Source organism: Pseudomonas sp. SWRI81 (assembly GCF_014268545.1).
Classification (GTDB): domain Bacteria; phylum Pseudomonadota; class Gammaproteobacteria; order Pseudomonadales; family Pseudomonadaceae; genus Aquipseudomonas; species Aquipseudomonas hamedanensis.
The window spans coordinates 1-24,864 of the sequence record NZ_JABWQS010000042.1 but is presented as its reverse complement, the minus strand read 5'-3'; the positions used below and the strand labels follow the sequence as shown (position 1 = coordinate 24,864).

Sequence of the window (24,864 nt, the reverse complement as noted above, 5' to 3'; positions counted from 1 at the left end):
TGTCTGAGCTTGATCAAAGCAAGATGAGTTTCGAACTGCAGTTGCCAGGCGGCAGAAAAATTGCCGCCAAGGTTGACGCTATTCACTTGGATACCATCCTTGAGGCGATGAGCGGCTACCGAACCGGGCTCAAGGTTTCAGTCTCGGGCGTTGGTCGATTTGACCGCTATGAACGGCTACACTCATTTGATGTTATTGAGGACGCCGCCATTATCGATACCAACGATCCACTGGCTAGAATCGACGAGCTGAGACTTCTTAAAGTCGGTTGGCTGGATGGTCGCGGGCTCGTTCCAGCGTCGTCCGACTTTGACTGGCTTGAGAGCTTTTTCGTCGACACCTATCCACCTACGCTGCCTAGCCCTTATATCTACCCTACAGAAGAGGGTGGGGTTCAGCTTGAATGGCGAACCGGAAATCAGGACGTCAGCTTAGAAATTGATCTCGCCAGCCTATCTGGCGACCTTCATTGCCTCAACACCGAGACAATGCAAGAGATATCCAAAGTGCTTTCCTTGGACGATCCTACCCACAAACAGGCGCTCGTCGATTTAATTTCCAAAGCCGCAAAGGGAGAGATTTGATGAAGGAGAGTACGCATCTGCTGCGACAAATTAATCCAAGCTTCATTCAGGATGGAAAGATCACATCGCAAGCTTTTAGTCCCACGCCGAAAGATGATAAGAAACTTTCTTGCTACGATGGTGACCAAATCGACCCACCGAATGCTCACGATCATTTCGTTCAGTCACTGGGCCTTAGGTCTGTCGGGGTGGTAGCTGTCACGGTTGCCGAGTGTGGAGCGCTGGAGCTTCCAGCTTTCCCCGATCCTGAGCCGTTCAAAGAGCACGCCATTATTGACTTTGATGGGAACGAGAAAAACGATATCAAACGAAAATCAAAAATCCTTCGGACCATTGCAGAAGAAAGAGATTGGCTCTATAAGCCGTAAGACAAGCCCGGCCCAGCGCCGGGTTTTCTGTATATGCTCCTAGCGTCTAACTTTCAATACTTACTTCGTCTGATCTCACATACGCAAATCTGGAATTCAAGATAATGCCACGTCACTATTCGGGTGTAATCCTGGTGTAACGGGCCTATACCGCTAGTAATTTCCAGATAAATCAAAACACTTTTTGAAATAGCCATCTTTAAAAAGAGAGCTTTTCCCCCATGGCCTAGCGCTGCTCGACATAATTCCTTAGGATTTGGCCTGTTTAATACTTCGGGAGATATGGAGCACCTGCACCGGGTTGTCTTTGAAGAGCTGATCCTCGCACGATCAAACTATGGACTCAGATAACCATAAAAAGGTAACCGGCGAAATGCTCAGCTAAAACGCCACTATCCTTAAGGGATAGCAGCGTTTCTCTTAATGCGCCAGTGTTGCCTATTTACCTAAGCCCCCCATCTACTGCTCTACTCCGCCGTAATCACCAGACACCCCTTCATCACGCGCACTTTGACGTTCTCGTTTACCTCGAATCCCGCTTGCCGCAACCACAACCCGCGCAGCCTGATCCAAGGCACAGGCTTGCCGGGGCTGTAGGGTGTGTCCTTTGTGTGGGCCGGGTAAAAATCAGCGGCGATTTTCAACCGGCGTTCAGTGATGGGGGTTGATGACGTATGATTGGTTTTAGCCATGATTAGCTCCTGTTTAGCTGCTTGTGGTTAGCGGGGCCAGGGTGTTGGCGCACCTTGGCTCCGCGTTCTTAGGGTTACTTCAAATTTCTCTTTCTTCGTTGCTTGTTTTGGTCGCTGCCTGAGCGATCAGTGCGTCGAGCATCTGCGCAATAACCTTCTGTTGAACCTTCGAAAGCTCATTGATGGACTGCAGCCGTCGATACCACGTCGAGGTCAAGCTGCGTCTGGGCGTCTCCGTGTACGAGGGAACCCCGAGCAGGTCTTCAACAGGCACGCGCAGCGCAAATGCCATCTTCACCAGTGTCGTGACCGGCATGCTGCGCGTGCCCTCCTCGTAACCCTGAAAGGTCTGCCGGGAAAGACCTAAAGCCCGTGCAAACCGCGTCTGTGTTATCTCGTGCACTGTGCGTAAGTGAGCAATGCGACTGCCCATCGCCACCAGAAAATCGCGATCCTCATTGGAAATGCTCATGACAATGGCCGACCGAAAATAAAATCGAATGGCAACGGACTCATCCTCTTCATCTGATATCCATCCTGGAAAAACTACAGAAAACATCCTCAGGCTGCGGCGCGTAGGTTGTCGACCTGAAAGTTCTGTAGGAGAAATGCACAAAAGGTACTCCAGCCGGGGCGAAGAGCTACAACCACAGACGCCATTGATTTGATTGAATCCATCACCACCAACCGGGTTTAGAACGCACCGTCGAGGACGATTGACCAAGCATCAAATCCCCACCCGGTTTGCACCCCGCCCGCCCGCTCGATAAAGTCCCCCAAGACTTCTACCCACGGACGGAGAGCCCGCGTGTTTCCAGCCCAGCCCTTGAAGCGCTTTCGCCTGCCAGCCCTGACACTGCTTGTCAGCGCTCTGACCCTCACCGCATGCAACGCCCCGCCCTCTTCTTCCTTGCCGCTGGCACCGGAAGCCGCTTCCGGTTACCGCGCTGGTCTGCAAACCCGCCACGCCAGCAAACACATGGCTGCCGCTGCCAATCCGCTGGCGGCCGAAGCCGGGCGGGAGATGTTGCGCCAGGGTGGTTCGGCGATTGATGCGGCGATTGCGATGCAGGCGGTGTTGACGCTGGTTGAACCGCAGTCTTCCGGGATCGGTGGCGGTGCGATGATTGTGTTGTGGGACGGCAAGCAGGTGCGCACTTATGACGGCCGTGAAACGGCGCCGGCCGGGGCCACCGAGAAGCTGTTCCTGACTGCTGATGGTAAACCGATGGCCTTCACGCAAGCGCAGATTGGCGGGCGCTCGGTCGGTACGCCCGGGGTGTTGCGCGCACTGGAGTTGGCGCATCGGCAACACGGTCGCTTGCCGTGGGCGAAGCTGTTTGAGCCGGCGATCAAACTGGCCGAGCAAGGCTTTGCGATTTCCCCGCGCCTGCATTCGCTGCTGACTGCCGATCCACTGATACGCCAGTCGCCAGACATGGCCGCGTACTTCCTCAATGCCGATGGCAGCATCAAAGCCGTCGGCACGCGCCTGCAAAACCCGAAACTGGCCGCCGTGTTCAAGCGCATCGCCAGCGAAGGTGCCGATGCGCTGTACAAAGGTCCGATCGCCGAAGAGATCGTCGCCAAGGTTCAACAACACGCCAATCCAGGCAGCCTGTCGCTTAGCGATTTGCAGCGCTATCAGGCCAAGGAGCGCGCGCCGCTGTGTACCGACTACAAGCGTTGGCAGGTCTGCGGCATGCCGCCACCGTCGTCAGGCGGGATTGCCGTGGCGCAGATTCTCGGCACGTTGCAGGCGCTGGCCCGCGACCCGCGTTTGTCCCTGACCCCGCTCAAACCAGTCAAAACCAATAAGCCGGCCGGCATCGAACCGGATCCGCAAGCCGTGCATCTGATCGCCGAGGCCGAACGCCTGGCCTACGCCGACCGCGCGCAATACGTGGCCGACACCGACTTCGTCCCGGTGCCGGTCAAAGGTCTGCTTGATCCGGCCTATCTGGCCAGCCGCGCCAGCCTGATCGGCGAGCGCAGCATGGGCAGCGCCAAACCGGGCACACCGCCAGGCGTGCAAGTGGCCTACGCGCCGGATCGTTCGCCGTTGCGCATCTCAACCTCGCAAGTGGTGGCGGTGGATGACCTCGGCGGCGCCGTGTCGATGACCACCACCATCGAAGCCGCGTTCGGCTCGCACCTGATGGTTCAGGGTTTTCTGCTGAATAACCAGATGACCGACTTCTCTTTCATCCCCGAAGAGAACGGCCAGAAAGTTGCCAACCGCGTCGAACCGGGCAAACGCCCACGCTCGTCCATGGCGCCAACATTGATCTTTGATCGCAACACTGGTGACTTCCTCGCCACGGTTGGCTCGCCTGGCGGCTCGCAAATTATCGAATACGTAGCCAAAACCACCATTGGCCTGCTCGACTGGAACCTCGACGCGCAAAGCGCAATCAGCCTGCCCAACTTCGGCAGCCGCAACGGCCCGACCGAACTGGAACAAGGCCAGTTCAGCCCGGCGCTGATTCAGGCATTGAAGGACAAGGGCCACACAATCAGCGAAATCGACATGACCAGCGGCACGCAGGCAATCGTGCGGGTCAAGGATGCGCAGGGAAAAGCAACGTTGACGGGGGGTGCCGATCCTCGACGTGAGGGAGAAGCGCTGGGGGATTAGTATTACGAAGTGGACAGAAAAGGCTTACCGGGAGGTAGGCTTTTTTTGTCGGCGATAGGCTCTGTTCATATGCACCTCGTCGCCTTTTCCTACCCCGAAAATTAGCTGGGGCAGATAGAGTAAGGAACCTTTCAGGAAATAAAGCCGGAGAGTTGTGTTCAACATCAAGGGCAACGACTTTCTCCTGATCGTAGCTGTGGCCTATCGCTACGGCGCGATTTATATAAAATTCGTCGGTACTCACAAGCAGTACGATGCGATCGACGCTGATACCGTCGAAATGGAGTAACCCATGAACATACGCCCGATTCATAACGAGGAAGACTACCGAGCGGCGCTTAAAAATATATCTGCGCTCTTCGACAACGAGCCAGAACCGGGGACCCCTGAAGGTGACTACTTCGAAATCATGATCACCCTCATTGAGGCCTACGAAGCCAAGAGCTTTCCGCTGGATCTGCCGAATCCGATCGATGCCATCAAATTCCGGATGGAACAATCAGGCCTGTCGGCTGCTGATCTGGCTCCGGCTATCGGTCGAACGAACCGGGTCTATGAGGTATTGAACGGCAAGCGAGCACTGACCTTGCCAATGATCTGGAAGCTTCATGAGTTATTCGGGATTCCTGCGGAAAGCCTGATCAAACCTATGAAACACTGTTGAGGCTGGAGACTCAGCGATTCGCCACCAAATGCACCCCAAACAACAGATAGCACCCACCCGCCAACCGATCCAGCCACTGGCGTAACCGCTCGTAAACGCCGGCAACCCGGCGGCTGGCGAAGAACAGCGCGACGCTGCAATACCAACTGAACGACAGCGTCGCCATGGTCAGCACGGCCAGCGCCAGCAGGACTGGCGGTACGTGAGTCGGCATGGCCGTAGCGAAGATGGTGGCGACGAACAACGCCGATTTCGGGTTGGTCATGTTGCCGAGGAAACCGCGAGCGTAGACGCCGAAATAAGTCTGCCGGGGCGCAGCCGGTGCACCGGGGGCAACCTTAGCCTTGCGCTTGAATTGCTTCAGGCCCAGATAAATCAGATAGCAGCCACCGGCAATCTTGAAGCCCAGATAAAGGGCCGGCGCGGCGCTGAACAAAGTCTTGATCCCAAGGCCGCCGGCCAGCCCCCACAGCACTGTGCCGGTGGCCACGCCCAGCGCAGCCACCACGCCATGCCGACGGGATTGACTGGCCGCCAGTTGCGCGATGTTGAAGAAATTCGGCCCGGGCGTGACTACGGCCAGCGTCCACAACAGCGCCAGCGACAGCAACGGGGCGAGATAACCGGCAACAGATAAGTCCATGTGCGTTGCGCCTGATAGATGGAATTTGGCCTCTACCTTGCTACATCCGCTGAAGGTTTTCCATCAACGCCATTTAAACCGTCAGCGTCTTGCCGTCCACCCCATCGCCAATCGTCAGGAAATGCCCGCCCGCAACATGGTGCAGCGTGCGCAAGCCATCATGCCCTTCGAAATGCCAGCGGCCGTCGCTGAACACGCGCTCGTCGGATTGCGCGGCGATGACTTCGGCGAGGAACAGGTCGTATTGTTCGTGGTTGCGCGGCTCCGGCAGCAGGCGACATTCGAGCCAGGCGACGCAGCCCTCCAGCAGCGGCGCTTCAACCTGTTCGCCAGCGAAGATCTGCAGGCCGTACGCCTGAAATTTGTCCTGACCCTGGGTTCGGGTGATGTCCAGACCGGAGGTGTTGCCCACGGTTTGCACGATATCGGCCTGATTGACGCACGGCACGTTCAGCACGAAGGTGCCGGAGGCTTCGAGCAACTGGCGGGTCCAGGTGGATTTATCGAGGACGACGGCGACCTTCGGCGGTTCGAAATCCAGCGGCATGGCCCAGGCGGCGGCCATGATGTTGCGCTGGCCGTCATGGGCGGCGCTGACCAGTACGGTCGGTCCGTGGTTGAGCAGGCGATAGGCTTTGTTCAAGGGCACCGGACGGCGGTGGGAGTCGCTCATGGGATCTGCTCCGGGAGAAAAGGAGCCGATTGTAGCGCTGCCACTGAAGAAACACAGAACCTGTAGGAGTGAGCCTGCTCGCGATTGCGGTATGTCAGTCGACGTTAATATTGAATGTCATACCGCAATCGCGAGCAGGCTCACTCCTACAAGGGAACGATCAGTGCGGTGTCAGTGGGAGAGCTGATTGGCAAACTGCCCCACCGCATCCACCACCTTCTGCGCACCGTCCTGAATCTCGACAATCACCGTCCCAGCCTCCGCCGCCAACGCCAGGCCCTGTTCAGCCTGAAGCTTGCCGTCGGTCATCAGCGCCACGGCGTTACGCGCCATTTCCTGGTTCTGCCGCACCACGCCGATGATTTCATCGGTCGCCTGGCTGGTGCGCGAGGCCAGTTGCCGCACCTCGTCCGCGACCACGGCAAAACCACGGCCCTGTTCGCCGGCACGGGCGGCTTCGATCGCGGCGTTAAGCGCCAGCAGGTTGGTCTGTTCGGCAATGCCGCTGATGGTTTTGACGATCGTGCCGATTACCAGCGATTGTTCGTTCAGCGCTTCGATGCCCTCACCGGCGGCTTGCATGTGGCGTGACAAATCACGCATCACGTTCACCGCTTCGGTGACTACCGTGGTGCCGCGCTGCGCGGTACTGTCAGTTTGTTGCGAGGTGCTGTAAGCAATGCTGGCCGCGTCGGCAACCGCCTGCTCGCGGTTGACCTGATCGGTGATCACCGTGGCGAACTTCACCACTTTGTACAGTTTGTCGTTGGCATCGACCACCGGGTTGTAAGACGCCTCCAGCCACACCGTACGACCATGGCTGTCGATACGCTTGAAGCGGCCTGCGACGAACTCACCGCTGTTCAAGCGCCGCCAGAAGTTCTGGTACTCGGCGCTGGTGTATTCTTCCGGAGCGCAGAACGTGCGGTGATGTTTGCCTTTGATCTGCGCCAGGCTGTAACCCATGCCGTTGAGGAAGCGGTCATTGGCGCTAAGCACATTACCGTTGAGGTCGAACTCGATCACAGCAGTGGAACGTACCAGTGCACCGATCAGGTTTTCATGCTCGCGGGAGGCCTCGATGGTGCGGGTCAGGTCACTGGCGTAGAACGATATGTGTCTGATCCGCCCATCCGAGGCGCGCACCGGTTGCACGATCGAGCGCAGCCACGCTTCGGCGCCGTTGCCGCGCAACAGGCGCACGGCGCCGGCGAAATGCTCGCCGCGGGTCATGGCGTTCTTGAAGCGCTGATGGAATTCGTCGGTTTTGACGTGGGCCGGCACGATGTCTTCAATCGCCCGGCCGATCAGGTCCTGGCTTTTGTAGAACATCTCGCTGAGGAAGTTCTGATTGACCGAGCGAATCCGCCCGTCGGGTTCGAGGGTCAGCGCGAGCATTTCGCTTTCCAGGCTTTCCTTCACTTGTACAAGGCTGGAGAGTTCTTCACGGAGAGCGGCCAGCTCTTGCTTCAAGCGTTTATTGAACATGGGAAAGCACCGATGGCAGGGTTGGAAGCGGCGTACTACCTAGCCATCGGCCTTGAAAGGCTTTTCTGAAGCGACTTTGCGACCCGTCAGTCGAAAATAGTTCGGCGCTTTCGGCTCAGACGGCGCCGGCAGCCTGACACGGTCCTGTGCGCGGCATGCGCGCACCGAAATAAGCCGCCGTCAGCATCCCCACCGCGCCCATCACTGCACAGAACATCACGCAGATCCATGGGCTCCACGGCATCAGACCAATCAGCAATAGCGGTGTGATACTTGCCCACGCGGCGTAGGCAATGTTGTAGGTGAAGGAAATGCCCGACACGCGAATACGCGCCGGGAACAGCCCCACCATCACTGACGGCACCGCACCGACAACACCGCAGGCAAGACCGGCCACGGCATAAGCCAGGCCAAGCCAATGGCCGCCCATGATCAGGCAACCATACAACACGCCAATGCCCAGCGGCAGCAACAGGCTGTACAGCATGACCGTGCGCCACGCGCCAATGCGATCGACCAACAGCCCGGCGACCACGCAGCCGATATTGAGGAAGACAATGCCCAAAGCGCTGAGGCCGAAGGTGTGACTGGCAGTCATGCCGAAGGTTTTCTGCATCATTGTCGGCGTGATCACGACAAACACCACCACCGCCGAAGTCAGCACACAGGTCAGCAACATCGCCGGCAGCATGGCCAGACGGTGTTCACGCAGCACCGTGCGCAGCGGCAGTTCGATCCGCGCCTCACGCTGCGCTTCCATGGCCATGAACACCGGGGTTTCGCTGAGCCAGCGACGCAGATAAACGCCGATCACACCGAACACGCCGCCGATCAGAAAGGGGTAACGCCAGGCGTAGTCGAGGATTTCTGCGGGCGTGAAAACTTGCGCGAGGAAGGTCGCGGTCAGTGCGCCGATCAAGTAACCGAAGGTCAGGCCTGCCTGAAGAAATCCCAGCGCGTAGCCGCGATGGCCGGTCGGCGCATGCTCGGCAACGAACACCCAGGCGCTTGGTACTTCGCCGCCCACCGCCGCGCCCTGGAGGATGCGCAGCGCCAGCAACAGCAGCGGTGCGAAATAGCCGATCTGGGCGTAGGTCGGCATGATCCCGATCAGCAGGCACGGCAGCGCCATCATCAGGATGCTCAGGCTGAAAACCTTTTTTCGGCCCAGGCGGTCGGCGAAATGCGCCATCAGTATCCCGCCCAATGGCCGCGCCAGGTAACCGGTGACGAAGATGCCGAAGCTCTGCAGCAGACGCAGCCACTCGGGCATTTCCGGCGGGAAGAACAGTTGACTCAGGGTCAGCGCGAAGAATACGAAAATGATGAAATCGTAGATTTCCAGCGCGCCGCCGAGCGCCGCAAGGCCGAGGGTCTTGTAGTCGGAACGGCTGAAGGGCGCCGGTCGGGCTGGGGAATTGGCAGTCATGACAAAAAACTCAGGCATCGGCAAAAACCAAGGCGCCCATGGTCTACGCAAAAGCACTGATCGACAACCCGTCAGACCATAGTCTCGGTTTGCGAAAAACCTGCTCAACAAAAGGGCGGCGCTTGATTTACTGTTAGTGCCTGTCTACCGGGTCACAATTTACCAACCACCATGAATCCCTGTGGGAGCGAGCTTGCTCGCGAAGAGGCCGGTACATTCAGCATCACTGTTGACTGACCTGACGCCTTCGCGAGCAAGCTCGCTCCCACAAGGGGCGGTGACATTGCTGAAATTGTGGCCCGCCAGGCCAAAATAACCATAAAAATCCGAGGTACATCCCGTGGCCGTTGATATCGAAGATAGCCGCTCCGCGCGCTTTGCCCTGCGCTGTTCAAGTTTTGCCGAACGCTGGTTTCCCGACTCCTGGGTGTTCGCCGCGTTGGCCGTGATCATCGTTGCCCTGGCCACGCTGGCCATGGGCGCTAAACCCACCGCTGCAGCCATGGCCTTCGGTGACGGCTTCTGGAGCTTGATCCCCTTCACCATGCAGATGGCGTTCGTGGTGATCGGCGGCTACGTTGTCGCCAGCTCACCGCCCGCGGTCAAACTGATCGACAAGCTGGCGCGCATCCCGAAGAACGGTCGCTCCGCCGTAGCCTGGGTAGCGCTGATCTCGATGGTCGCGTCTCTGCTCAACTGGGGCCTGTCGCTGGTGTTCGGCGGGCTGCTGGTACGCGCCCTCGCCCGCCGCACCGATCTGAAAATGGATTATCGCGCCGCCGGTGCCGCCGCCTATCTGGGCCTCGGCGCGGTGTGGGCGCTGGGCTTGTCGTCATCGGCCGCGCAGTTGCAGGCCAACCCTGGCAGCCTGCCGCCGTCGATTCTATCGATCACCGGGGTGATTCCGTTCACCGAAACCATTTTCCTCTGGCAGTCCGGCGTCATGCTGCTGGCGCTGATCGTTATCTCGATCATCATCGCCTACGCCACCGCCCCCGGGCCGAACTCGGCACGCGACGCCGAGGCCTGCGGCATCGACCCGGCCTTCAACCTGCCGCCGCTGCAACCGCGCACCCGCCCGGGCGAATGGCTGGAACACAGCCCGTTGTTGATCATTGTGCTGGTGCTGCTGGCGGCCGGATGGCTGTTTCATGAGTTCTCGACGAAACCGGCGATTACGGCGATTTCCGGGCTGAACACCTACAACTTCCTGTTCATCATGCTCGGCGCACTGCTGCACTGGCGCCCGCGCAGCTTTCTCGATGCCGTGGCCCGCGCGGTACCGACCACCACCGGCGTGCTGATCCAGTTCCCGCTGTATGGCTCGATTGCCGCGCTGATGACCACGGTCAAAGGCGCAGACGCACAGACCCTGGCCCATCACATTTCAACGTTTTTCGTCAGCATCGCCTCCCACGACACCTACGCGTTGCTGATGGGCGTGTACTCGGCGATTCTCGGCTTCTTCATTCCGTCGGGCGGCGGCAAGTGGATCATCGAAGCGCCGTACGTGATGCAAGTCGCCAACGACCTGCAATACCACCTCGGCTGGGCGGTGCAGATCTACAACGCCGCCGAAGCATTGCCGAACCTGATCAACCCGTTCTACATGCTGCCGCTGCTCGGCGTGCTCGGTTTGAAAGCGCGGGACCTGATCGGCTTCTCGTTCGTGCAATTGCTGGTGCACACGCCGCTGGTGCTCCTGTTGCTGTGGGCACTGGGGACGACATTGGCGTATACGCCGCCGGTGATGCCGTAGGTTGATGTAAATGCACTTGCTCAAGGGCAGGTGCATTCAAATACTTCGCAAGGACTTGCTCGCTGTTTTAGACGGGGCGCGCCTGATCAAGCACCTGCTGACGAAATTTCACTGGCAGGTCTCCCGGCGTCAATACTTCGACCGCAACGCCTAGCAGGTCTTCAAGTTCAACCTGAAGTCCGCCCAGATCAAAAAGCGTGGTGCCGGGCAGCGGATCAACCAGCAGATCCAGATCGCTACCGTCCAGATCCGTTCCCGACAATGCCGAACCAAATACACGCGGGTTGGCCACGCGAAAGCGCCCGATCACTTCGCGGACGGCGGACCTTTGCATATCAAGAGCAGTAGAAGGTTTCATGACTCACCCGTGAAAAATTCAATGTCGCTGCAGTCTAGCAGTGCGCACGCGTGCCCGGCAGCGCGCTTGCTGGCCCAGCCGTAACATTGCATGTGCACTGCCTGAGCAAACAGCATTCCGGCAAGAATCCACAACCAACCGCTTTCCTGTCAAACACAGCTGATCCACTATGAAGCGCCCCCACGTTCGCGGGGAACCCACGCTGAAAAGGATCTGAGCATGTTCAAATTCGCAGGACTTACCCCCGCCGCACTGGCCCTCGCCGCGCTCACGTTGAGCGCCGCCGCCCACGCCGATGTCGACCTGAAGCTGGGCAGTACCGAGCGCGTCACCCGCCTCTTCGCCTACCCCAACAACTGCAGCGTGATCTGCTTCCGCAACTGGACGCTGGAGCAGACCGTCGCCCATTACCTGAGCCAGAGCGTACAGCGCGACGGTTATCCCGATGCAAAAGTGCGGGTGAAAACCGATAACGATCAGCTCTACGCCGAAATCACCGGCGTCCCTGCGGGCTACGACAAGCCGCTGTCCGCGCTGCTCGATGCCGGCGACCTGGCCTATAGCGGTGCAAGCAAGCTCAACGCCGACGGCAAGTGGGCTTACAGCTGGTACCTGTTCCTGCCGCTGGGCATGGCCCTGGAAAACCGCAAAAGCGTCGAGTTGCTGCACTTCCCGCCGGATTACTCCCTGACCCAGGCGCAAGATTACCTGCGCTCCAACACCACCGATCGCTGGGCAACGCTGCTCACCGACAACGGCATCCCGGCGGATCAGACGCCGGCGTTCCAGACCATCATCGACATCGCCCCGATTGCCGCGCCGTCCAACGCCGGCAGTGATCTGGAAGGCGTTTATGCTTACTTCACGGATTACCAGACCACGCTGGTCAAACAGTTCAGCCAGACCGCCAGCGGCACAACGCTGCCGATGGTCGCGTTCGGCGCACCGGTGCGTAACTGGATCAAGCAGCAATACGGGCCGACGGTGGCTGTACTGGGGCTGGCGACCATCAGCCCGAGCGAAGGGGTGAACGTGCCGGTGCTGGGTTCCAACCACCCGAGCTATATCTGGTACGCCGCCGACCCGAAGAGCTACACCGGCGACGATGCCCAGGCCAAGGCTGACGCGGCGGGCCTGCGCGTCATGGGACAGGATTTGAGTGCGGCTTGCTGGCAGGCGGGGATGGGCAGCAAACCGGGCAGCGACCCTTCCGCTCTGCTCAATAGCTGCACGCAGACCTGGCAAGTCACTCAGAAGGTCAAAACCTGCGAATTGTTCTACACCTCGATCCGCAACCTGACCCCGGAGCAGGCCGCCACCCAGTGCGCGAGCACGCCGGTCAAAGCGCAACTCCAGCAACTCAGAGCGCCTCTGCCAAAACCGGCCGTTGCAGCGCCGCACCTGTAACCGCTTCGGTGTGGTTCCCGTGTCGGCAAAGGCTGACGCGGGAATACGCCTAAATCGCCTGTCAGATCTGACAGTAGACCGGCTATACCTAATGCGACAAGATTGGATCCAAGTGATACGCAAGTTGACAGGACGTCAACCGAGGAAGTCGCAATGGCATTGCGACAAGGATCGTGATGAATACCCACGCCATGGCTTCAACCGCACCACCGGATACCAAAGGTATCTATCCGTTCGCCGGCCTGCCCGTGCGTCTCGGTTTTCCTTCCAGCAGCGATTTTGAAATCGTCCACGACGGCGGCGGCCACGGGATAGCGGTGGCAACGCGCCGCGAATTCCTGCAAGCGCGGCGAATGTGCAGGGTTTCCGGTCAATTATTGCCCTACCGCTGCCGACACACGCGGCAATTGCTGACCGGCATTCATGTCTACGATCCGCGCTTCTGCGGATTGCTCCAGCATGCCTGCGACCCCAACGTCTTTCTCGACGTGAGCGAGTTATGGCTATGGGCGCTGAAAGATATCCACAGCGGCGAACGCTTGACCATGGATTACGCCACCACCGAAGACAAACTGCTGCGCCAGTTCGCTTGCCAGTGCGGTTCGCCACGTTGCCGCGGGTGGATCACCGGTTACGACGAACCACCCACGATCGAGGGCCTGCACTTTCTGCAACGCTGGCGCTGCCGATGATCACACTGAAAGGTGCGATCAAGGCGCGCCGACCGGACGCAAGCGATACTGCGGCGGCAACTGCTCGAAACCGCTGATGGTCGTATTCAGGCTTTTCCAGCGGCCGTCCTTGATGCCATAGATGCAGCCGTGGATCGACAGGCTTTGCCCGCGATGCCAGGCGTTCTGGATGATGCTGGTGTGCGCGACATTCGCCACCTGCTGGATCACGTTGAGTTCGCACATCCGGTCGACCTGCTCTTCTTCAGTCGGCAACTTGGCCAGCTCTTCGCGTTTTTCGTAATACAGGTCGCGGATCGAACGCAGCCAGCCGTCGATCAGGCCGAACTGGCGATCCTGCATCGATGCGCGCACGCCGCCGCAGCCGTAGTGACCGGTGACGAGGATGTGTTTGACCTTGAGCACATCGACCGCGTACTGGATCACCGACAGGCAGTTGAGATCGGTGTGCAGCACCACATTGGCAACGTTACGGTGAACGAATAGATCACCCGGCAGCATGCCAACGATTTCGTTGGCTGGCACGCGTGCGTCGGAGCAACCGATCCACAGGTATTCCGGGGTCTGCTGGCGCGCCAGTTTGGCGAAGAAATCCGGGTCTTCCTTGGTAATCGCGTCAGCCCAACGCTCGTTGTTATCAATCAGGTCTTGTAAATCGTGCATGTGTAAGGCCTCAAGAAAGATGCGCTGGTATGACAGACAACCGCCCGTCGGGGTCACGCCATCATCGCAAAGTGTTTCCGTTGGAATTCTTGCGCGCCCGGTGAGTCCACCTCAGTAAGGCCCACAGTACGAGGAATTGCCATGACTGATTCACGACGCCCTTATGATGCGGTGCAACCGGAGCCCATCGATGATAACGAAGACCGCATGGGTTCGGTGCGTGAGCTGGATTTTGACGACGAGGAGACCGCGAAGATTGGTGATGAGCTGCCCGAGCGTGAACGCGACCAACTGATGCCCCGTGAGCGCGTGCGTGAGGCGGGTATGACGGGCGCGTCGATGGATGATCGTCAGCCCACCGACGATGATATGAGCCCGGAAACCCTGATTCGCGACGATGGCGCCCGGGATGCCGAGGAAATCGGCGAGGGTGAGCAGGCGGATTGGGATTTGAGTGTGGTCGATGAGAATGACATCGGCGGGGGTGACGGGCTGGATGAAGCTGAGATGGCGGATCTGGATCCGCTGGATGGCAAGCGCTGATTTTCACTGCCTGACAGGACGCCTTCGCGAGCAGGCTCGCTCCCACAGGGGAACGCATTCCAAATTGTAGGAGTGAGCCTGCTCGCGATGCTTTTAAGGCCTAATCCACCAGGGTGCAGGCCATGACCACTGCATCCTCGCGCCCACCCACCGCCGGATAGTAATCCCGACGCCGTCCAATCTCGTTGAAGCCATACCGTTCATACAACTTGAACGCCGCGGTATTGCTGTCACGCACCTCAAGAAAACACTCCCGAGCCTCGGCCGCATACGCACGCGACATCAAATGCTCAAGCAACGTCAGCCCTAGTCCACGCCCCTGATTTTCCGGCTTCACGGTGATATTGAGCAGGTGTGCCTCATCGAGAATGATCTGCACCACACCGTGTCCAACCTGCTGCTGCCCTTCGAACATCAGCCAGATCTGGTATTTGCCCAGTCCATCAAGAAAAATCCCCCGAGTCCACGGATGACTGTACGCGGCATATTCGATTTTCAGCACTGCCTCGAGATCCGCCTCGGTCATCGAACGGAAGGTTACCGCGTCACTCATTCGATTCTTTCCAGCGCGCCATCAGCCGACGCATGGCTTGCCACACAGCGGCCTTGCGCTGGGGCTCTTCCATTAACAATTCCAGACCGGGAATGGCCCAGGCCGAACCGAGACCTTCGATCTGCAATTCACGATTGAATGCTTCCGCGTCCGCTTCACCGGCAAACCGCACCGCCGGCAGACCGATCAACCAGAGGCAGGCGCATGGCGCCGTTTCCATTTGCACGGACAGGAAGCCCTGAACGAAGTCACGCGCCGCTTCCGGGCCTTGATCCAGCGTGCCGCGGTTAAGCCATGGCCAGCGCACCGGCTCGCCGACGATCTGCGGCGCATCCGGCAGACCGGCGGCGCGCAACATGTCCTTGAGCAGCAAATACGCCGGATCGCGGCTCTGGAACGCGTCGCCTGTGGGTAACTCGACCAGCAGCAGACAGCGTCCGGCGCGCAGCAGTTGCAGGGCAAAACGCGGCGGCGGCACTGGCGCAGGCTTGACGACCACAGGCGTGTCGTCGACCACCTCCACCGGTTTGGCGCCGTTTCGGGTACTGGCCAACGACGGACGCGGCACTTCGATTTTCGGCCGCTCGGGCGTACGCGCGGCAGGGGCTACCGGCGCTTCGGCCTGAGGCGCCGGCACAACCGCAACCTCGACCTCAGGCTCGGGCATCTGCAGCAGCTCGGGCCGCGACGGTGCGGCGAAAGGCAGTTCGGTGCGCGGCAGCCAGTTGACCACCTGCATGGCGTTCAAATAGGCGCGGCGGCGGGACTCGATAAGCAAGGGTCGGCCACTTGTGGATAACGGAAAGTGTGCTGATTCTACCGCCCTTCGTTCAAGATCGCCCGTTGTTGATCGACACTCTTTGTCGACGCGCTTTAAGCAAAGAATGCGACAGCCCGTCCCGAGAGTGAATCGACACGCCTGCGATGCAGTACAATCGCCGCTTTTAATCGCCAACCAGCCGGCCATTCCGATGATCGAACCCAAGCGCGTCTTGCGCGCCCTCGCTGAACACTGGGCACTTCTGGAGCCACTGTGCGAGCACTTCGACCAAGGCACCCTGAGCCTCAACGAACTGCGCACGCAACTGGCCGCCCAACAACTCGACAGCACGCCGCAGGACATCACCAGCCTGCTCGACGTGTGGATCCGCCTCGATATTCTGGTTCCGGTGGCGAAAAGCCCGAACCGCTTCGAGCTGAACGCGCAAATTCATGACTTCCTTGCCTATCTGCGCCGCGAACACCGTCTGGGGCTGTGCCTGGAGATCGAAGCCTACCTGCGCCACCTCGAACGTCTGGCCGGTTATATCCAGGACGCGTTCGACGTTCGCGACGGCAACGACCTGGCCCGCCAATTGCGTCTGCTCGACATGCGCGTGCGCGACGTACTGAAGAAACTCGACAACGACGAACAGGCGCTGGTGGCGGTCGCCGAACGGGCCAAGACCAGCGACCGGCAGATTCCGCTGCGTCAGCGTTATGCCGAAGTGCTGGCGACGTGGGACGAATACGTCGAACCGATGATCGATCTGGTCAACGCCGACGGCGCCTTCGAACAAGGCGTGCGCAAGGTCGAAACGGTATTGCTGAAGATGCTCAGCGAACAGCAGCGCCTCGGCCATCTGGTCGATGACGACATGCTCCTGCGCACCCACGCACGCATCCTCGAAATGCAGACCAGCGCGCAACTGACCCTACGCCATGCCCGCGAACTGCTGCTGCCGTTGCGTGAAGAAGCGCGCCGGCACAACGCCGTGACCCGTGGCGCCGCACTGGCGCTGGCGGCGATTCGCCGTAAAGGCATCGACGCCGTACCGCAGGCGGCGATGCCCCTGTTCACCCGCCCGCAAAGCACTTTCCTCGGCAGCGCCAGTCAGGTCGAAGCTTACGTTTACGCCTTGGCGCGTTTCGAGCCGAAACCGGCGCGTTTCCCCAAGGCGCACAAGACACAAAAGACCGGCGATGCTCCACGCGCGCCACGCACCGTGCGCGAGATGGTCGACCGTTGTGAAGAATCGCTGCCGATGCCGGATCTGATGACCTGGCTGCTGGAGCAGGAACCTGACGGCGCCACCGACGAATTGCTTTACTGGTTCTCGCGCCTGTCGCGGGAAAAACGCTTCAAGCGCGAGCGTCTGGAACGCCGCGAATACCACACTCACGAGCACCAGGTCAGCCTGCGCTCCTTCGCCCTGCTCTCGGCCAGCGACACTGCCGCCGAGGATTCTGCGAGCATCCCCCATGCATCTTGATCTTTCCGAACTGTCGCAACTGGCGCCGATCTTCCGCGAGTTGTTCAAGGGTTACCACGTCAGCCGCCGTGATCCTGAGCTGTACGCACAACTGTCGAATTTCCAGGACCAGTACCGCACGCTGTTCAAGGCGCTAGGCTTTGAACTGGTCTGCGATACCCGTGGCTTTTATTACTTCGTGCCGGACATGGCCGCCGCTGCAGTGAACAAGACCGCACAGCGTCTGGCGCTGTTCACCTTTATCCTCGTCGAGCACCTGGCCGATCAGGGCCGCGACCCGATCGCCGTGCTCGACGGCGGCAGCCTCGGCCGCGAAGAGTTGCCATCGCTGCTGGAAAAATACCGCGACCTGTTCATTCAGGCCGAGGTGCAGACCGTTGAAGAGCTCGAAGAGAAAATCATGCGCCGCATGACTCAGCTCGGTTTCGCCGGCGAAGAGAACGGCGTGTACCGCTTCCTGCCGCCGATGCACCGCTTCCTCGATGTGTGCCTGTCGGTGCAGCAGGACCGCGATTTGGCGGCCAGCGTACACAGCGTCCTGCCGCTGCCGGCGCCGGTGTTGATCGACGAAGAAGCCGAGGCGAAATTCCTCGCCACCGACGATCCGCTCGACCTGAGCGAATTTGAAGAAGAAAGCGAAGAAGACGCACTGGCCCGCGCCATTGCCGAAGAACAGGAGTCCGACGCATGAGCCAGGAACGCTACGGCATCCGCCGCTTTGCCCTTTTGAACACCGCCGGTTACAGCCTCGGCCTGTTCCCGCTGGAAGAACCGCTGTCGGTCTACGGCGCGAACAACCTCGGTAAATCGGCGTCGATCAACGCGTTGCAATTCCCGATTCTGGCGCGCATGTCAGACATGAGTTTCGGCAAGTACAGCCTCGAACAATCGCGGCGTTTCTACTTTGCTTCCGACACCAGTTACATCCTCGTCGAAGTCAATCTGCCCCACGGCCCGCACGTGATCGGTGTGGTCGGTCGCGGCCCGGGCGGTGGTTTCGGTCACCAGTTCTTCGCCTATGCCGGCAAGCTCGATCTGGCCCATTACCAGAAAAACGACACCTGCCTGCGCCAGAAAGAACTGTTCAGCAATCTCGAGAAAGAAGGCCTCAAGGCCTACGAACTCAAGCCGGACGAACTGCGCCGTTTGCTGGTCGGCGGTCACACTTCGATCCCGCTCGACCTGACGCTGATCCCGCTGCGTTCGACCAGCGAGCAGAGCCTGAAGACTTTCCGTGCGCTGTTCATCAACTTGCTGCACATGCGCGAAATCACCGCGGCCAAGCTCAAGCAGTTGTTCCTCGATGCTTTCGAGCACAGCTTGCGTTCCGGCAGCGTCGATTACATCGCCGCGTGCGAAGAAGCCTTCCGCGATGTGCGGCGCATGGAGCAGGATTACAACTCGCTGGTGGCTGCCGGCCCGTTGGTCGAAGCGTTGGCCAACGGCGTGAAGCAGCGCGACGTGCTGCGCGGCAAATTGCATCGCCTGTCGCCGCTGCTCGATTCCTTGCTCGGCACCTGGTCGGACTACGCGACTGCGCGCAAGGAAGAGCTGACCATTCAGGCCGAACATTACCGCCGCGAGCAAGACGATCTGCAAAACGATCAGCGCGGCGGCACACAGGAACTGATGCGCCTGGAGCGCGAGATCTCCGGTATTCAGCGCTGGCTCGGCGAGCTGTCGGTATTGAAAAACCGCTTCGCCCTGGTCGATGACGTCAAAGTGCTCGAGCAGCAATTACTCGCCGCGAAAGATGCCCACGACGAACTGGCCGGTGCCTTGGCGCAGTCGCGTCAGTTCAGCGCCGAAGATCTCGAAGAGCGCCTGCGCGATCTGGAAAAACGCCTGAAGTCGGTGAAGCAGCAACTCGATCACGCCGACAACAACAGCTACGCGCGCCTGCGCGAAGAGTTTTCGCAACAGGACGTCGAGCGTCTGATGCGCCTGTTCAACAGCGCTCTGTTCAGCCTGCCGCTGGGCGAACACGGCATTACCCTCGATGAGAACGGCGAGTGGGTCAAATCGGTCGAGCTGATTCTTGATGGCTTCAAAGGCGAGCGTTTCGAAGTGCCGGGTCTGTCCATCGACATCTCGCACATCGAGCCGCCAGCTCTGCAAGCGCTGGCCGACCGCGCCGCGCTGCGTGATCAGAAAGAGCGTCTGGAAAAAGAGCTCAAGCAGCTGAAGACCCAGCAAGCCGTGGCCGCCGACCGCGCCGCGAGCAAGACCCAGACCGAGGCGCTGTATCAACAAGTGCTGGACGCGCAGAAAGCTCTGGAAGATTTCCGTCGCACCCAGACCCTGAGCGCCGAAGAAGGCGACAAGCTCGAACAACTGGCGCAGATGGAAGCCGCGCAGGACGAACTCAAGCGCTCCAGCGACGCCTTCACCGAGCGCGTCCAGCAACTGTCGGCCAAGCTGCAACTGGTCGGCCGGCAGATCGCTGACATGGAAGCCAAGCAACGCACTCTCGACGATGCATTGCGCCGTCGTCAGTTGCTGCCGGCGGATCTGCCGTTCGGCACGCCGTTCATGGATCCGGTCGATGATTCGATGGACAACCTGCTGCCGCTGCTCAACGACTATCAAGACAGCTGGCAGGGCCTGCTGCGTGCCGATGGCCAGATCGAAGCGCTGTATGCGCAGGTCCGTCTGAAAGGTGTGGCCAAGTTCGACAGCGAAGACGATATGGAGCGGCGCCTGTCGCTGCTGATCAACGCTTACGCGCATCGCACCGATGAAGCGCTGACGCTGGGCAAAGCGCGGCGCGCGGCAGTCACCGACATCGCCCGCACCCTGCGCAACATCCGCAGCGACTACGACAGCCTCGAGCATCAACTGGCGCTGTTCAACCGCGAGATCAACAAGCGTCAGGTCTCCAACCTGCAGAGCTTCCGCATCGTCCTTGCGCCGAACAAGGAAGCGCTCAAGCACATCGACCAGATCATCCACAGCGCCGGCCAGTACGAAGAAGGCGAAACGCTGTCGGTATTCGACCTGAGCCAGAGCGCCGAGCAGGACAACAAGAACGAAGAGGCCAAGGAATACCTGGCGCGGCTGGTGGCGGCAAACCACAACCAGCTCGGTCTCAAGGACTTGTTCGAACTGGCCTTCGAGATCACCAAGGTCAATGGTCAGCCAGTGATCCACACCGACATCGACGGCGCGGCATCCAACGGTACGACCATGACCATCAAGGCGCTGACCAACATGTACTTGTTGCTGCACTTGATGGACCGCGATCTGGCCGGCCGCGTGCGTCTGCCGTACTACCTCGACGAGGCGGCGGACATCGACGAGAAAAACCAGGCGGCCTTGCTGGAAACCAGTCTGCAACTGGGCTTCGTGCCGATTCTGGCGAGCGTGAAGCCGCAGGTCTGCGCCAGTGTGGCGATTGACCTGGAAGGTGGCAGCGGCCCGACGGGGATCTACATCGATGAGGCGGACTGGAAGTACATCCGCCGGCATGATGCGGTCAAGGCCACGTTGAATGTTCAAGCGGATGAGCCGGAGCTGGATGCGGTTTGATCGGCTTTAGTTGAAGGTAATAAAAAGGGCCGCGATCTGTTGGGATCGCGGCCCTTTTTTATGGCTTGGATTTTGTGTTGATTGGAAGTGCGCTATCGCGAGCAGGCTCACTCCTACAGTTGGAATGCGTTCCCCTGTGGGAGCGGGCTTGCTCGCGAAGGCGTCTTGATAGACGCCACATAAACTTCAGATTACTTACCGAGCTGAATCTTCGGCGCCCAAGTCAGCCACTCATCCTCAAACTTGTCGAACAACGGGAATGTCTGCTCGGCCCGCGCCGGATTGCCCATGCGCTCGCCGTCCGGGGTGGCGAAAGCGATACCGCCCTGAATCAGCGTCTCCAGCGACTCGGTTCGCACCGTCACACCTTTGAACAAACCGTAATCGAAACCTACGCCACTGGTGTTCCAGAACCGACTGCCGCTGCGCACCAGCGGCGCGTACTTCGGCTCGATCAGAATGTGTACCAGCACGCGATCCGCAGTCTGCCCCAGTTCATATCCGGTCACCTTGCCGACCGTGATTTCACGGTAAGTCACCGGCACGCCTGGCTTCAGCGAGCCACGACGGGCAGCGCTCAATACCAGGCTCAGGCCGGCTTCCTGTCGAGTGACTTCCGGTGCTTGCGCCAAGGCGACAAAGTTTTTCTGCGGCCCGAGATTTTTCGGCGCGGGCTGTACCTCGATGTATTTACCGGTGACGAGGGTTTCCAGATTTTCAGTCTTGATCAGCCCCAATTCCGGCTTGACCACCCAGAACTGGCTGCCCGCGCGGGCGATCTTGTCCGGCACCTCGGTGATCCGCGCAGTGAGGATGACCGACTGCAGGTCGTCGGTCAGATCGACGCTTTCGATCTTGCCGACATCCAGCCCCTTGAAGCGGACCGGCGTGCCGCTGCGCAGGCCATCGGCGCGGTCGACCTTGATGGTGACCACCGCACCCTTCTGATTGGCATCGTCATGGCTGGCGAACAGACGGAAGCGCGGGATACGTTTTTGCAGCGGCGCCTTGGCCTGCGGTGTTTCAAAAGCGATGCCGCCGGCCATCAGGGTTTGCAGTGACTCACTTTTCACCTGGATGCCACCGGTCAGGCCGCCTGTCAGCGTAATGCCACTGACGTTCCAGAAGCGGGTCGACGCGTTAACCAGGTTTTCGTATTCCTTCTCGATGTGCACGCCGATGACCACTTGCTGACGGGTCCTGGAGAACTGATAGCTCTGCACCGAACCGACCTTGACCTGCTTGTACAGAATCGGGCTGCCGACCTCGATCGAGCCGAGGGCATCGGTGAACAGCACCAGATGCAGGCCCGGGGAGCGTAGATCCAGCGGCGGGGCCTTGGGTCGTGCCTCGAACTCGCGTTTCGGCGCAGCGCCTTTATCGCCGGGGCGCACAGCGATGTAGTTGCCCTTCACCAGCGCTTCCAGGCCAGTGATGCCGGCCAGGGAAATCGACGGTTTGACCACCCAGAACTGCGTGCCATCGACCAGATAGTCTTCGGCCAACGGATCGAGGGTCAGCTCGGCGGTGGCGCTGTTCAGGTCCGGATCGACCTTGAGCGCCTTCAGATTGCCGACCTGAATGCCTTTGTACATCACCGGCGTGCGGCCGGCCTGCAGACCTTCGAAGTCACTGAGTTTGACCTTGACGCGAATGCCGGCAGCGGCGGCGTCAAAGTCCTCATACAGGCGGAACGGCAGGCTTGGATCAGTCGGTGGACTGTCCTTGCGATTCTCTGGGGTCGCGAACGCGATACCGCCAGCGACGATGCTCGCCAGCGATTCGCTACGCACTTTCACCCCGGACAGGTTGGCGTCGATACTGATGCCGCTGGCGTTCCAGAAGCGCGTGTGTTTGCGCACCAGTTTGGCGTAAGTCGGCTCGATGAAGACTTTGAGTTCTACCGTGCTCTGATCTTCCGAGAGCAGGTAACTTTTGATCTGACCCACTTTGATCTGCTTGTAGAACACCGGACTTCCACGGCTCAGCGAACCGAGGCGATCTGCCTTGATGGTCAGGTGCAAGCCTGGCTGGGCGTCAGACAGCGGCGGCTCTTCGGCGAGCGCCTTGAACTTGCGCACGGGTTCGCCTTCCCCGGGGCTGATCGCCACGTAGTTACCGGAGACCAGCGTTTCAAGCCCGGTGATACCGGCCAGGGTCACGCTCGGTTTGACCAGCCAGAAACGCGTGCTGGTCTTGAGGTATTGCCCGACATCCTTGTTCATCTCGATAGTGGCGATCACCCCTTTGGAGTTGCCTTCATCGTCGAGTTTGAGGGTCTTGACCTTACCGACCGACATGCCTTTGTACATGACCTCGGTCTTGTTGGCCTGGATGCCTTCACCGCTTTCGAAACGCACCTGGATCTCGATACCGGTCTCGGACCAGGCACGCCAGCCAAGCCAGCCGCCGATGATCAGCGCAATCAGAGGCAGTACCCAAATCGCAGACCAGTTGGAAGCCGGTCGGGTTTTCGCTACAGGCAAATCAGTCATGGTCGTCGTCCGACTCCGTGTTATCCCAAATCAGTCGGGGATCGAAAGTTACTGCGGCGAGCATCGTCAGGATCACCACACTGGCGAAGGCGATGGCGCCAAGGTTGGCTTCGACACTGGCTAGCCGGCCGAAGTTGACGACCGCCACGAGAATGGCGATCACAAAAATATCGAGCATCGACCAGCGGCCAATGAACTCAATGAAGCGGTACATCCAGATGCGCTGACGGGCCGACAACGGCTGACGTCGCTGCACCGAAAACAACAACAGCGCGATACCGACCAGCTTGAAAGTCGGCACGAGAATACTGGCGATGAACACCACGGCGGCGATCGGAATCATGCCGTGCTGCACCAGTTGAATCACCCCGGACATGATCGTGCTCGGATCCCCCTGGCCCAGCGAACTGACCGTCATGATCGGCAGCACATTGGCCGGGATATAGATAATCGCTGCGGTGATCAGCAAGGCCCAGGTTCGCGCCAGGCTGTTCGGCCGGCGCGCGTGGACCAATGCACCGCAGCGGGTGCAGGTTTGCTCATCGGTGTCCGCGGCCTGTCTGTTCAATTCGTGACATTCGATGCAAATCAGAATGCCCGCATCAATCGCCCGCATGAGCATCTTCTCCTGATAACGCCTGCCAGATCTGATGCGGTGACATCACCACTTCCAGCCAGACCTGGACCAACAACAAACCAATGAAACACACCAGGCCCAGGCCAACAGTGATCGCTGCCATGTCCGCCAACTTGACGATCGCCACCAGCACACCCATGAGGTATACCTCGAGCATCCCCCAATCTTTGAGGTGGTGATAAATGCGATACAGCAGCAAGCCGTAGCTGCGGCCGACGTTAAAACGAATGGTCAGCAAAACGAACAACTGACACAACAACTTCACCAGCGGTATGGCCATGCTGCACAGAAAGACAACAATCGACACACCCTTCATGTCCGTGTTGAACAGGCCGAGTACGCCACTCCAGACCGTATCCTGGGAAGATTGTCCAAGGATGTTGAGCTGCATGATGGGTAAAAAATTCGCCGGGATGTACAACAGCAATGCTGCGATCACCAAGGCAAGGCTGCGCTGCACCACGTTATGGCGGTGGGCATATAACTCATAACCGCAGCGTGGGCAGAGCGCTTTTTCGCCGTGGGCAAGTTGTGGCTTGCGCATCAGCAGGTCGCACTCATGACAGGCCACCAAGTCCTCCAGCGGTAAATCTGACAGCCCGGGGGCGTCAACCGACTCTGACATACAGGCTCTGGCTCCGAATAAGGTGGGGCTATTCTAGTGTTCTGCTTCAAAAATAACTGTGCAATTTTGTTCGTCATTACGAGCAAAACTTTTCCACAGGCAAAACAAAACCCCAACTGCTTTCGCAATTGGGGTTTCGGAATTTAATCTTGACGATGACCTACTCTCACATG

The 24,864-nt window shown here is 59.4% G+C and carries 24 protein-coding genes and 1 pseudogene; 12 read left to right on the top strand and 13 right to left on the bottom strand.

Annotated elements, in window-relative coordinates; translation table 11 throughout:
* Nucleotides 1–23 precede the first annotated feature (23 nt).
* Complete coding sequence (locus tag HU765_RS26920; RefSeq protein WP_238344748.1) at nucleotides 24–584, top strand: hypothetical protein; 561 nt, start codon at nucleotides 24–26, stop codon at nucleotides 582–584.
* The gene (locus HU765_RS21610) at nucleotides 584–952 is read left to right on the top strand and encodes a hypothetical protein (protein ID WP_126366361.1); all 369 of its coding nucleotides are present in this window, start codon (nucleotides 584–586) and stop codon (nucleotides 950–952) included. The genes HU765_RS26920 and HU765_RS21610 overlap by 1 nt, the downstream gene beginning before the upstream one ends.
* A 467-nt stretch (nucleotides 953–1,419) precedes the next feature.
* On the opposite strand, the gene HU765_RS21605 is transcribed toward HU765_RS21610, so the two are convergent.
* Nucleotides 1,420–1,644: a SymE family type I addiction module toxin gene (locus tag HU765_RS21605; RefSeq protein WP_186622844.1), complete on the bottom strand. Its 225-nt coding sequence runs from the start codon at nucleotides 1,642–1,644 to the stop codon at nucleotides 1,420–1,422.
* A gap of 79 nt (nucleotides 1,645–1,723) precedes the next feature.
* Nucleotides 1,724–2,116 carry a helix-turn-helix transcriptional regulator gene (locus HU765_RS21600; protein WP_238344747.1) on the bottom strand — a complete coding sequence of 131 codons (393 nt, stop codon included), beginning with the start codon at nucleotides 2,114–2,116 and terminating at the stop codon, nucleotides 1,724–1,726.
* Between the two features lie 336 nt (nucleotides 2,117–2,452).
* On the opposite strand from HU765_RS21600, the gene ggt reads away from it, so the two are divergent.
* The 3 genes and pseudogenes from ggt to HU765_RS21585 all read left to right on the top strand — a co-directional run bounded on the left by ggt (nucleotide 2,453) and on the right by HU765_RS21585 (nucleotide 4,946).
* Entirely contained in the window at nucleotides 2,453–4,282 is a 1,830-nt protein-coding gene (gene ggt / locus HU765_RS21595; RefSeq protein WP_186622840.1) for a gamma-glutamyltransferase, read from the top strand.
* A gap of 136 nt (nucleotides 4,283–4,418) precedes the next feature.
* Nucleotides 4,419–4,571: pseudogene (locus HU765_RS21590) on the top strand (type II toxin-antitoxin system HigB family toxin); the annotation flags it as partial.
* Between the two features lie 3 nt (nucleotides 4,572–4,574).
* The gene (locus tag HU765_RS21585; RefSeq protein WP_186622836.1) at nucleotides 4,575–4,946 is read left to right on the top strand and encodes a helix-turn-helix domain-containing protein; all 372 of its coding nucleotides are present in this window, start codon (nucleotides 4,575–4,577) and stop codon (nucleotides 4,944–4,946) included.
* Between the two features lie 10 nt (nucleotides 4,947–4,956).
* Here HU765_RS21585 and HU765_RS21580 read toward each other — a convergent pair whose 3' ends face one another.
* The 4 genes from HU765_RS21580 to HU765_RS21565 all read right to left on the bottom strand — a co-directional run bounded on the left by HU765_RS21580 (nucleotide 4,957) and on the right by HU765_RS21565 (nucleotide 9,179).
* Nucleotides 4,957–5,589: a LysE family transporter gene (locus tag HU765_RS21580; protein WP_186622834.1), complete on the bottom strand. Its 633-nt coding sequence runs from the start codon at nucleotides 5,587–5,589 to the stop codon at nucleotides 4,957–4,959.
* Nucleotides 5,590–5,662: 73 nt separating this feature from the next.
* Nucleotides 5,663–6,262, bottom strand: a complete 600-nt coding sequence (locus HU765_RS21575) for a flavin reductase family protein (RefSeq protein ID WP_186622832.1) — start codon at nucleotides 6,260–6,262, stop codon at nucleotides 5,663–5,665.
* Nucleotides 6,263–6,433: 171 nt separating this feature from the next.
* Nucleotides 6,434–7,750, bottom strand: a complete 1,317-nt coding sequence (locus tag HU765_RS21570; RefSeq protein WP_186622830.1) for a PAS domain-containing methyl-accepting chemotaxis protein — start codon at nucleotides 7,748–7,750, stop codon at nucleotides 6,434–6,436.
* Between the two features lie 115 nt (nucleotides 7,751–7,865).
* Nucleotides 7,866–9,179: an MFS transporter gene (locus HU765_RS21565; RefSeq protein WP_186622828.1), complete on the bottom strand. Its 1,314-nt coding sequence runs from the start codon at nucleotides 9,177–9,179 to the stop codon at nucleotides 7,866–7,868.
* Nucleotides 9,180–9,519: 340 nt separating this feature from the next.
* On the opposite strand from HU765_RS21565, the gene HU765_RS21560 reads away from it, so the two are divergent.
* Complete coding sequence (locus HU765_RS21560) at nucleotides 9,520–10,938, top strand: TIGR00366 family protein (protein ID WP_159245687.1); 1,419 nt, start codon at nucleotides 9,520–9,522, stop codon at nucleotides 10,936–10,938.
* Between the two features lie 67 nt (nucleotides 10,939–11,005).
* Here the strand turns inward: HU765_RS21560 and HU765_RS21555 are convergent, their stop codons facing one another.
* The gene (locus HU765_RS21555; RefSeq protein WP_186551147.1) at nucleotides 11,006–11,296 is read right to left on the bottom strand and encodes a nucleotidyltransferase domain-containing protein; all 291 of its coding nucleotides are present in this window, start codon (nucleotides 11,294–11,296) and stop codon (nucleotides 11,006–11,008) included.
* Nucleotides 11,297–11,515: 219 nt separating this feature from the next.
* Between HU765_RS21555 and HU765_RS21550 the strand changes: the two genes are divergently transcribed.
* Both HU765_RS21550 and HU765_RS21545 read left to right on the top strand, forming a co-directional pair.
* The gene (locus HU765_RS21550) at nucleotides 11,516–12,703 is read left to right on the top strand and encodes a hypothetical protein (protein ID WP_186622826.1); all 1,188 of its coding nucleotides are present in this window, start codon (nucleotides 11,516–11,518) and stop codon (nucleotides 12,701–12,703) included.
* A 176-nt stretch (nucleotides 12,704–12,879) separates the two neighbouring features.
* Nucleotides 12,880–13,395, top strand: coding sequence for an SET domain-containing protein-lysine N-methyltransferase (locus tag HU765_RS21545; protein ID WP_186622824.1), 516 nt, complete (start codon nucleotides 12,880–12,882; stop codon nucleotides 13,393–13,395).
* Between the two features lie 18 nt (nucleotides 13,396–13,413).
* Here the strand turns inward: HU765_RS21545 and can are convergent, their stop codons facing one another.
* Nucleotides 13,414–14,058, bottom strand: coding sequence for a carbonate dehydratase (can, locus tag HU765_RS21540; RefSeq protein WP_053123831.1), 645 nt, complete (start codon nucleotides 14,056–14,058; stop codon nucleotides 13,414–13,416).
* A 141-nt stretch (nucleotides 14,059–14,199) separates the two neighbouring features.
* Between can and HU765_RS21535 the strand changes: the two genes are divergently transcribed.
* Nucleotides 14,200–14,601, top strand: coding sequence for a serine kinase/phosphatase (locus tag HU765_RS21535; RefSeq protein ID WP_186622822.1), 402 nt, complete (start codon nucleotides 14,200–14,202; stop codon nucleotides 14,599–14,601).
* A gap of 100 nt (nucleotides 14,602–14,701) precedes the next feature.
* On the opposite strand, the gene rimI is transcribed toward HU765_RS21535, so the two are convergent.
* Together rimI and HU765_RS21525 are read right to left on the bottom strand one after the other, a co-directional pair.
* Entirely contained in the window at nucleotides 14,702–15,154 is a 453-nt protein-coding gene (gene rimI / locus HU765_RS21530) for a ribosomal protein S18-alanine N-acetyltransferase (protein ID WP_186622820.1), read from the bottom strand.
* Nucleotides 15,147–15,893: an energy transducer TonB gene (locus tag HU765_RS21525; RefSeq protein ID WP_186622872.1), complete on the bottom strand. Its 747-nt coding sequence runs from the start codon at nucleotides 15,891–15,893 to the stop codon at nucleotides 15,147–15,149. The genes rimI and HU765_RS21525 overlap by 8 nt, the downstream gene beginning before the upstream one ends.
* 232 nt (nucleotides 15,894–16,125) lie before the next feature.
* Between HU765_RS21525 and mksB the strand changes: the two genes are divergently transcribed.
* The 3 genes from mksB to mksF are packed head-to-tail and all read left to right on the top strand — an operon-like array spanning nucleotide 16,126 to nucleotide 20,934.
* Complete coding sequence (gene mksB, locus HU765_RS21520; protein ID WP_161806067.1) at nucleotides 16,126–17,406, top strand: Mks condensin complex protein MksB; 1,281 nt, start codon at nucleotides 16,126–16,128, stop codon at nucleotides 17,404–17,406.
* Nucleotides 17,396–18,097 (top strand): Mks condensin complex protein MksE, encoded by a 702-nt coding sequence (gene mksE / locus HU765_RS21515; protein ID WP_186622818.1) that lies wholly within the window; start codon nucleotides 17,396–17,398, stop codon nucleotides 18,095–18,097. The genes mksB and mksE overlap by 11 nt, the downstream gene beginning before the upstream one ends.
* The gene (gene mksF, locus HU765_RS21510) at nucleotides 18,094–20,934 is read left to right on the top strand and encodes an Mks condensin complex protein MksF (RefSeq protein WP_186622817.1); all 2,841 of its coding nucleotides are present in this window, start codon (nucleotides 18,094–18,096) and stop codon (nucleotides 20,932–20,934) included. The genes mksE and mksF overlap by 4 nt, the downstream gene beginning before the upstream one ends.
* A 191-nt stretch (nucleotides 20,935–21,125) precedes the next feature.
* On the opposite strand, the gene HU765_RS21505 is transcribed toward mksF, so the two are convergent.
* Genes HU765_RS21505 through HU765_RS21495 form a run of 3 tightly spaced genes read right to left on the bottom strand, consistent with a single transcriptional unit; the run spans nucleotide 21,126 to nucleotide 24,691 of the window.
* Entirely contained in the window at nucleotides 21,126–23,429 is a 2,304-nt protein-coding gene (locus HU765_RS21505) for an MlaD family protein (protein WP_186622815.1), read from the bottom strand.
* The gene (locus tag HU765_RS21500; RefSeq protein WP_186551139.1) at nucleotides 23,422–24,045 is read right to left on the bottom strand and encodes a paraquat-inducible protein A; all 624 of its coding nucleotides are present in this window, start codon (nucleotides 24,043–24,045) and stop codon (nucleotides 23,422–23,424) included. The genes HU765_RS21505 and HU765_RS21500 overlap by 8 nt, the downstream gene beginning before the upstream one ends.
* A complete protein-coding gene (locus HU765_RS21495; RefSeq protein ID WP_186551138.1) occupies nucleotides 24,032–24,691 on the bottom strand; it encodes a paraquat-inducible protein A in 660 nt (219 codons plus the stop codon). Before HU765_RS21495 ends, HU765_RS21500 begins: the two co-directional genes overlap by 14 nt.
* Nucleotides 24,692–24,864 lie beyond the last annotated feature (173 nt).

Excerpts from the sequence above, each read along its gene's own strand:
- HU765_RS21535 (WP_186622822.1), top strand. The coding sequence starts at position 14,200 with ATGACTGATTCACGACGCCCTTATGATGCGGTGCAACCGGAGCCCATC.
- HU765_RS21500 (WP_186551139.1), bottom strand. The coding sequence starts at position 24,045 with ATGCGGGCGATTGATGCGGGCATTCTGATTTGCATCGAATGTCACGAA.
- HU765_RS21585 (WP_186622836.1), top strand. The coding sequence starts at position 4,575 with ATGAACATACGCCCGATTCATAACGAGGAAGACTACCGAGCGGCGCTT.
- HU765_RS21565 (WP_186622828.1), bottom strand. The coding sequence starts at position 9,179 with ATGACTGCCAATTCCCCAGCCCGACCGGCGCCCTTCAGCCGTTCCGAC.
- HU765_RS21570 (WP_186622830.1), bottom strand. The coding sequence starts at position 7,750 with ATGTTCAATAAACGCTTGAAGCAAGAGCTGGCCGCTCTCCGTGAAGAA.
- can (WP_053123831.1), bottom strand. The coding sequence starts at position 14,058 with ATGCACGATTTACAAGACCTGATTGATAACAACGAGCGTTGGGCTGAC.
- mksF (WP_186622817.1), top strand. The coding sequence starts at position 18,094 with ATGAGCCAGGAACGCTACGGCATCCGCCGCTTTGCCCTTTTGAACACC.
- HU765_RS21505 (WP_186622815.1), bottom strand. The coding sequence starts at position 23,429 with ATGACTGATTTGCCTGTAGCGAAAACCCGACCGGCTTCCAACTGGTCT.
- HU765_RS21495 (WP_186551138.1), bottom strand. The coding sequence starts at position 24,691 with ATGTCAGAGTCGGTTGACGCCCCCGGGCTGTCAGATTTACCGCTGGAG.
- mksE (WP_186622818.1), top strand. The coding sequence starts at position 17,396 with ATGCATCTTGATCTTTCCGAACTGTCGCAACTGGCGCCGATCTTCCGC.
- HU765_RS21575 (WP_186622832.1), bottom strand. The coding sequence starts at position 6,262 with ATGAGCGACTCCCACCGCCGTCCGGTGCCCTTGAACAAAGCCTATCGC.
- HU765_RS21605 (WP_186622844.1), bottom strand. The coding sequence starts at position 1,644 with ATGGCTAAAACCAATCATACGTCATCAACCCCCATCACTGAACGCCGG.
- HU765_RS26920 (WP_238344748.1), top strand. The coding sequence starts at position 24 with ATGAGTTTCGAACTGCAGTTGCCAGGCGGCAGAAAAATTGCCGCCAAG.
- HU765_RS21600 (WP_238344747.1), bottom strand. The coding sequence starts at position 2,116 with ATGAGCATTTCCAATGAGGATCGCGATTTTCTGGTGGCGATGGGCAGT.
- HU765_RS21545 (WP_186622824.1), top strand. The coding sequence starts at position 12,880 with ATGAATACCCACGCCATGGCTTCAACCGCACCACCGGATACCAAAGGT.
- HU765_RS21610 (WP_126366361.1), top strand. The coding sequence starts at position 584 with ATGAAGGAGAGTACGCATCTGCTGCGACAAATTAATCCAAGCTTCATT.
- HU765_RS21525 (WP_186622872.1), bottom strand. The coding sequence starts at position 15,893 with ATGCAGGTGGTCAACTGGCTGCCGCGCACCGAACTGCCTTTCGCCGCA.
- HU765_RS21580 (WP_186622834.1), bottom strand. The coding sequence starts at position 5,589 with ATGGACTTATCTGTTGCCGGTTATCTCGCCCCGTTGCTGTCGCTGGCG.
- mksB (WP_161806067.1), top strand. The coding sequence starts at position 16,126 with ATGATCGAACCCAAGCGCGTCTTGCGCGCCCTCGCTGAACACTGGGCA.
- HU765_RS21550 (WP_186622826.1), top strand. The coding sequence starts at position 11,516 with ATGTTCAAATTCGCAGGACTTACCCCCGCCGCACTGGCCCTCGCCGCG.
- rimI (WP_186622820.1), bottom strand. The coding sequence starts at position 15,154 with ATGAGTGACGCGGTAACCTTCCGTTCGATGACCGAGGCGGATCTCGAG.
- HU765_RS21555 (WP_186551147.1), bottom strand. The coding sequence starts at position 11,296 with ATGAAACCTTCTACTGCTCTTGATATGCAAAGGTCCGCCGTCCGCGAA.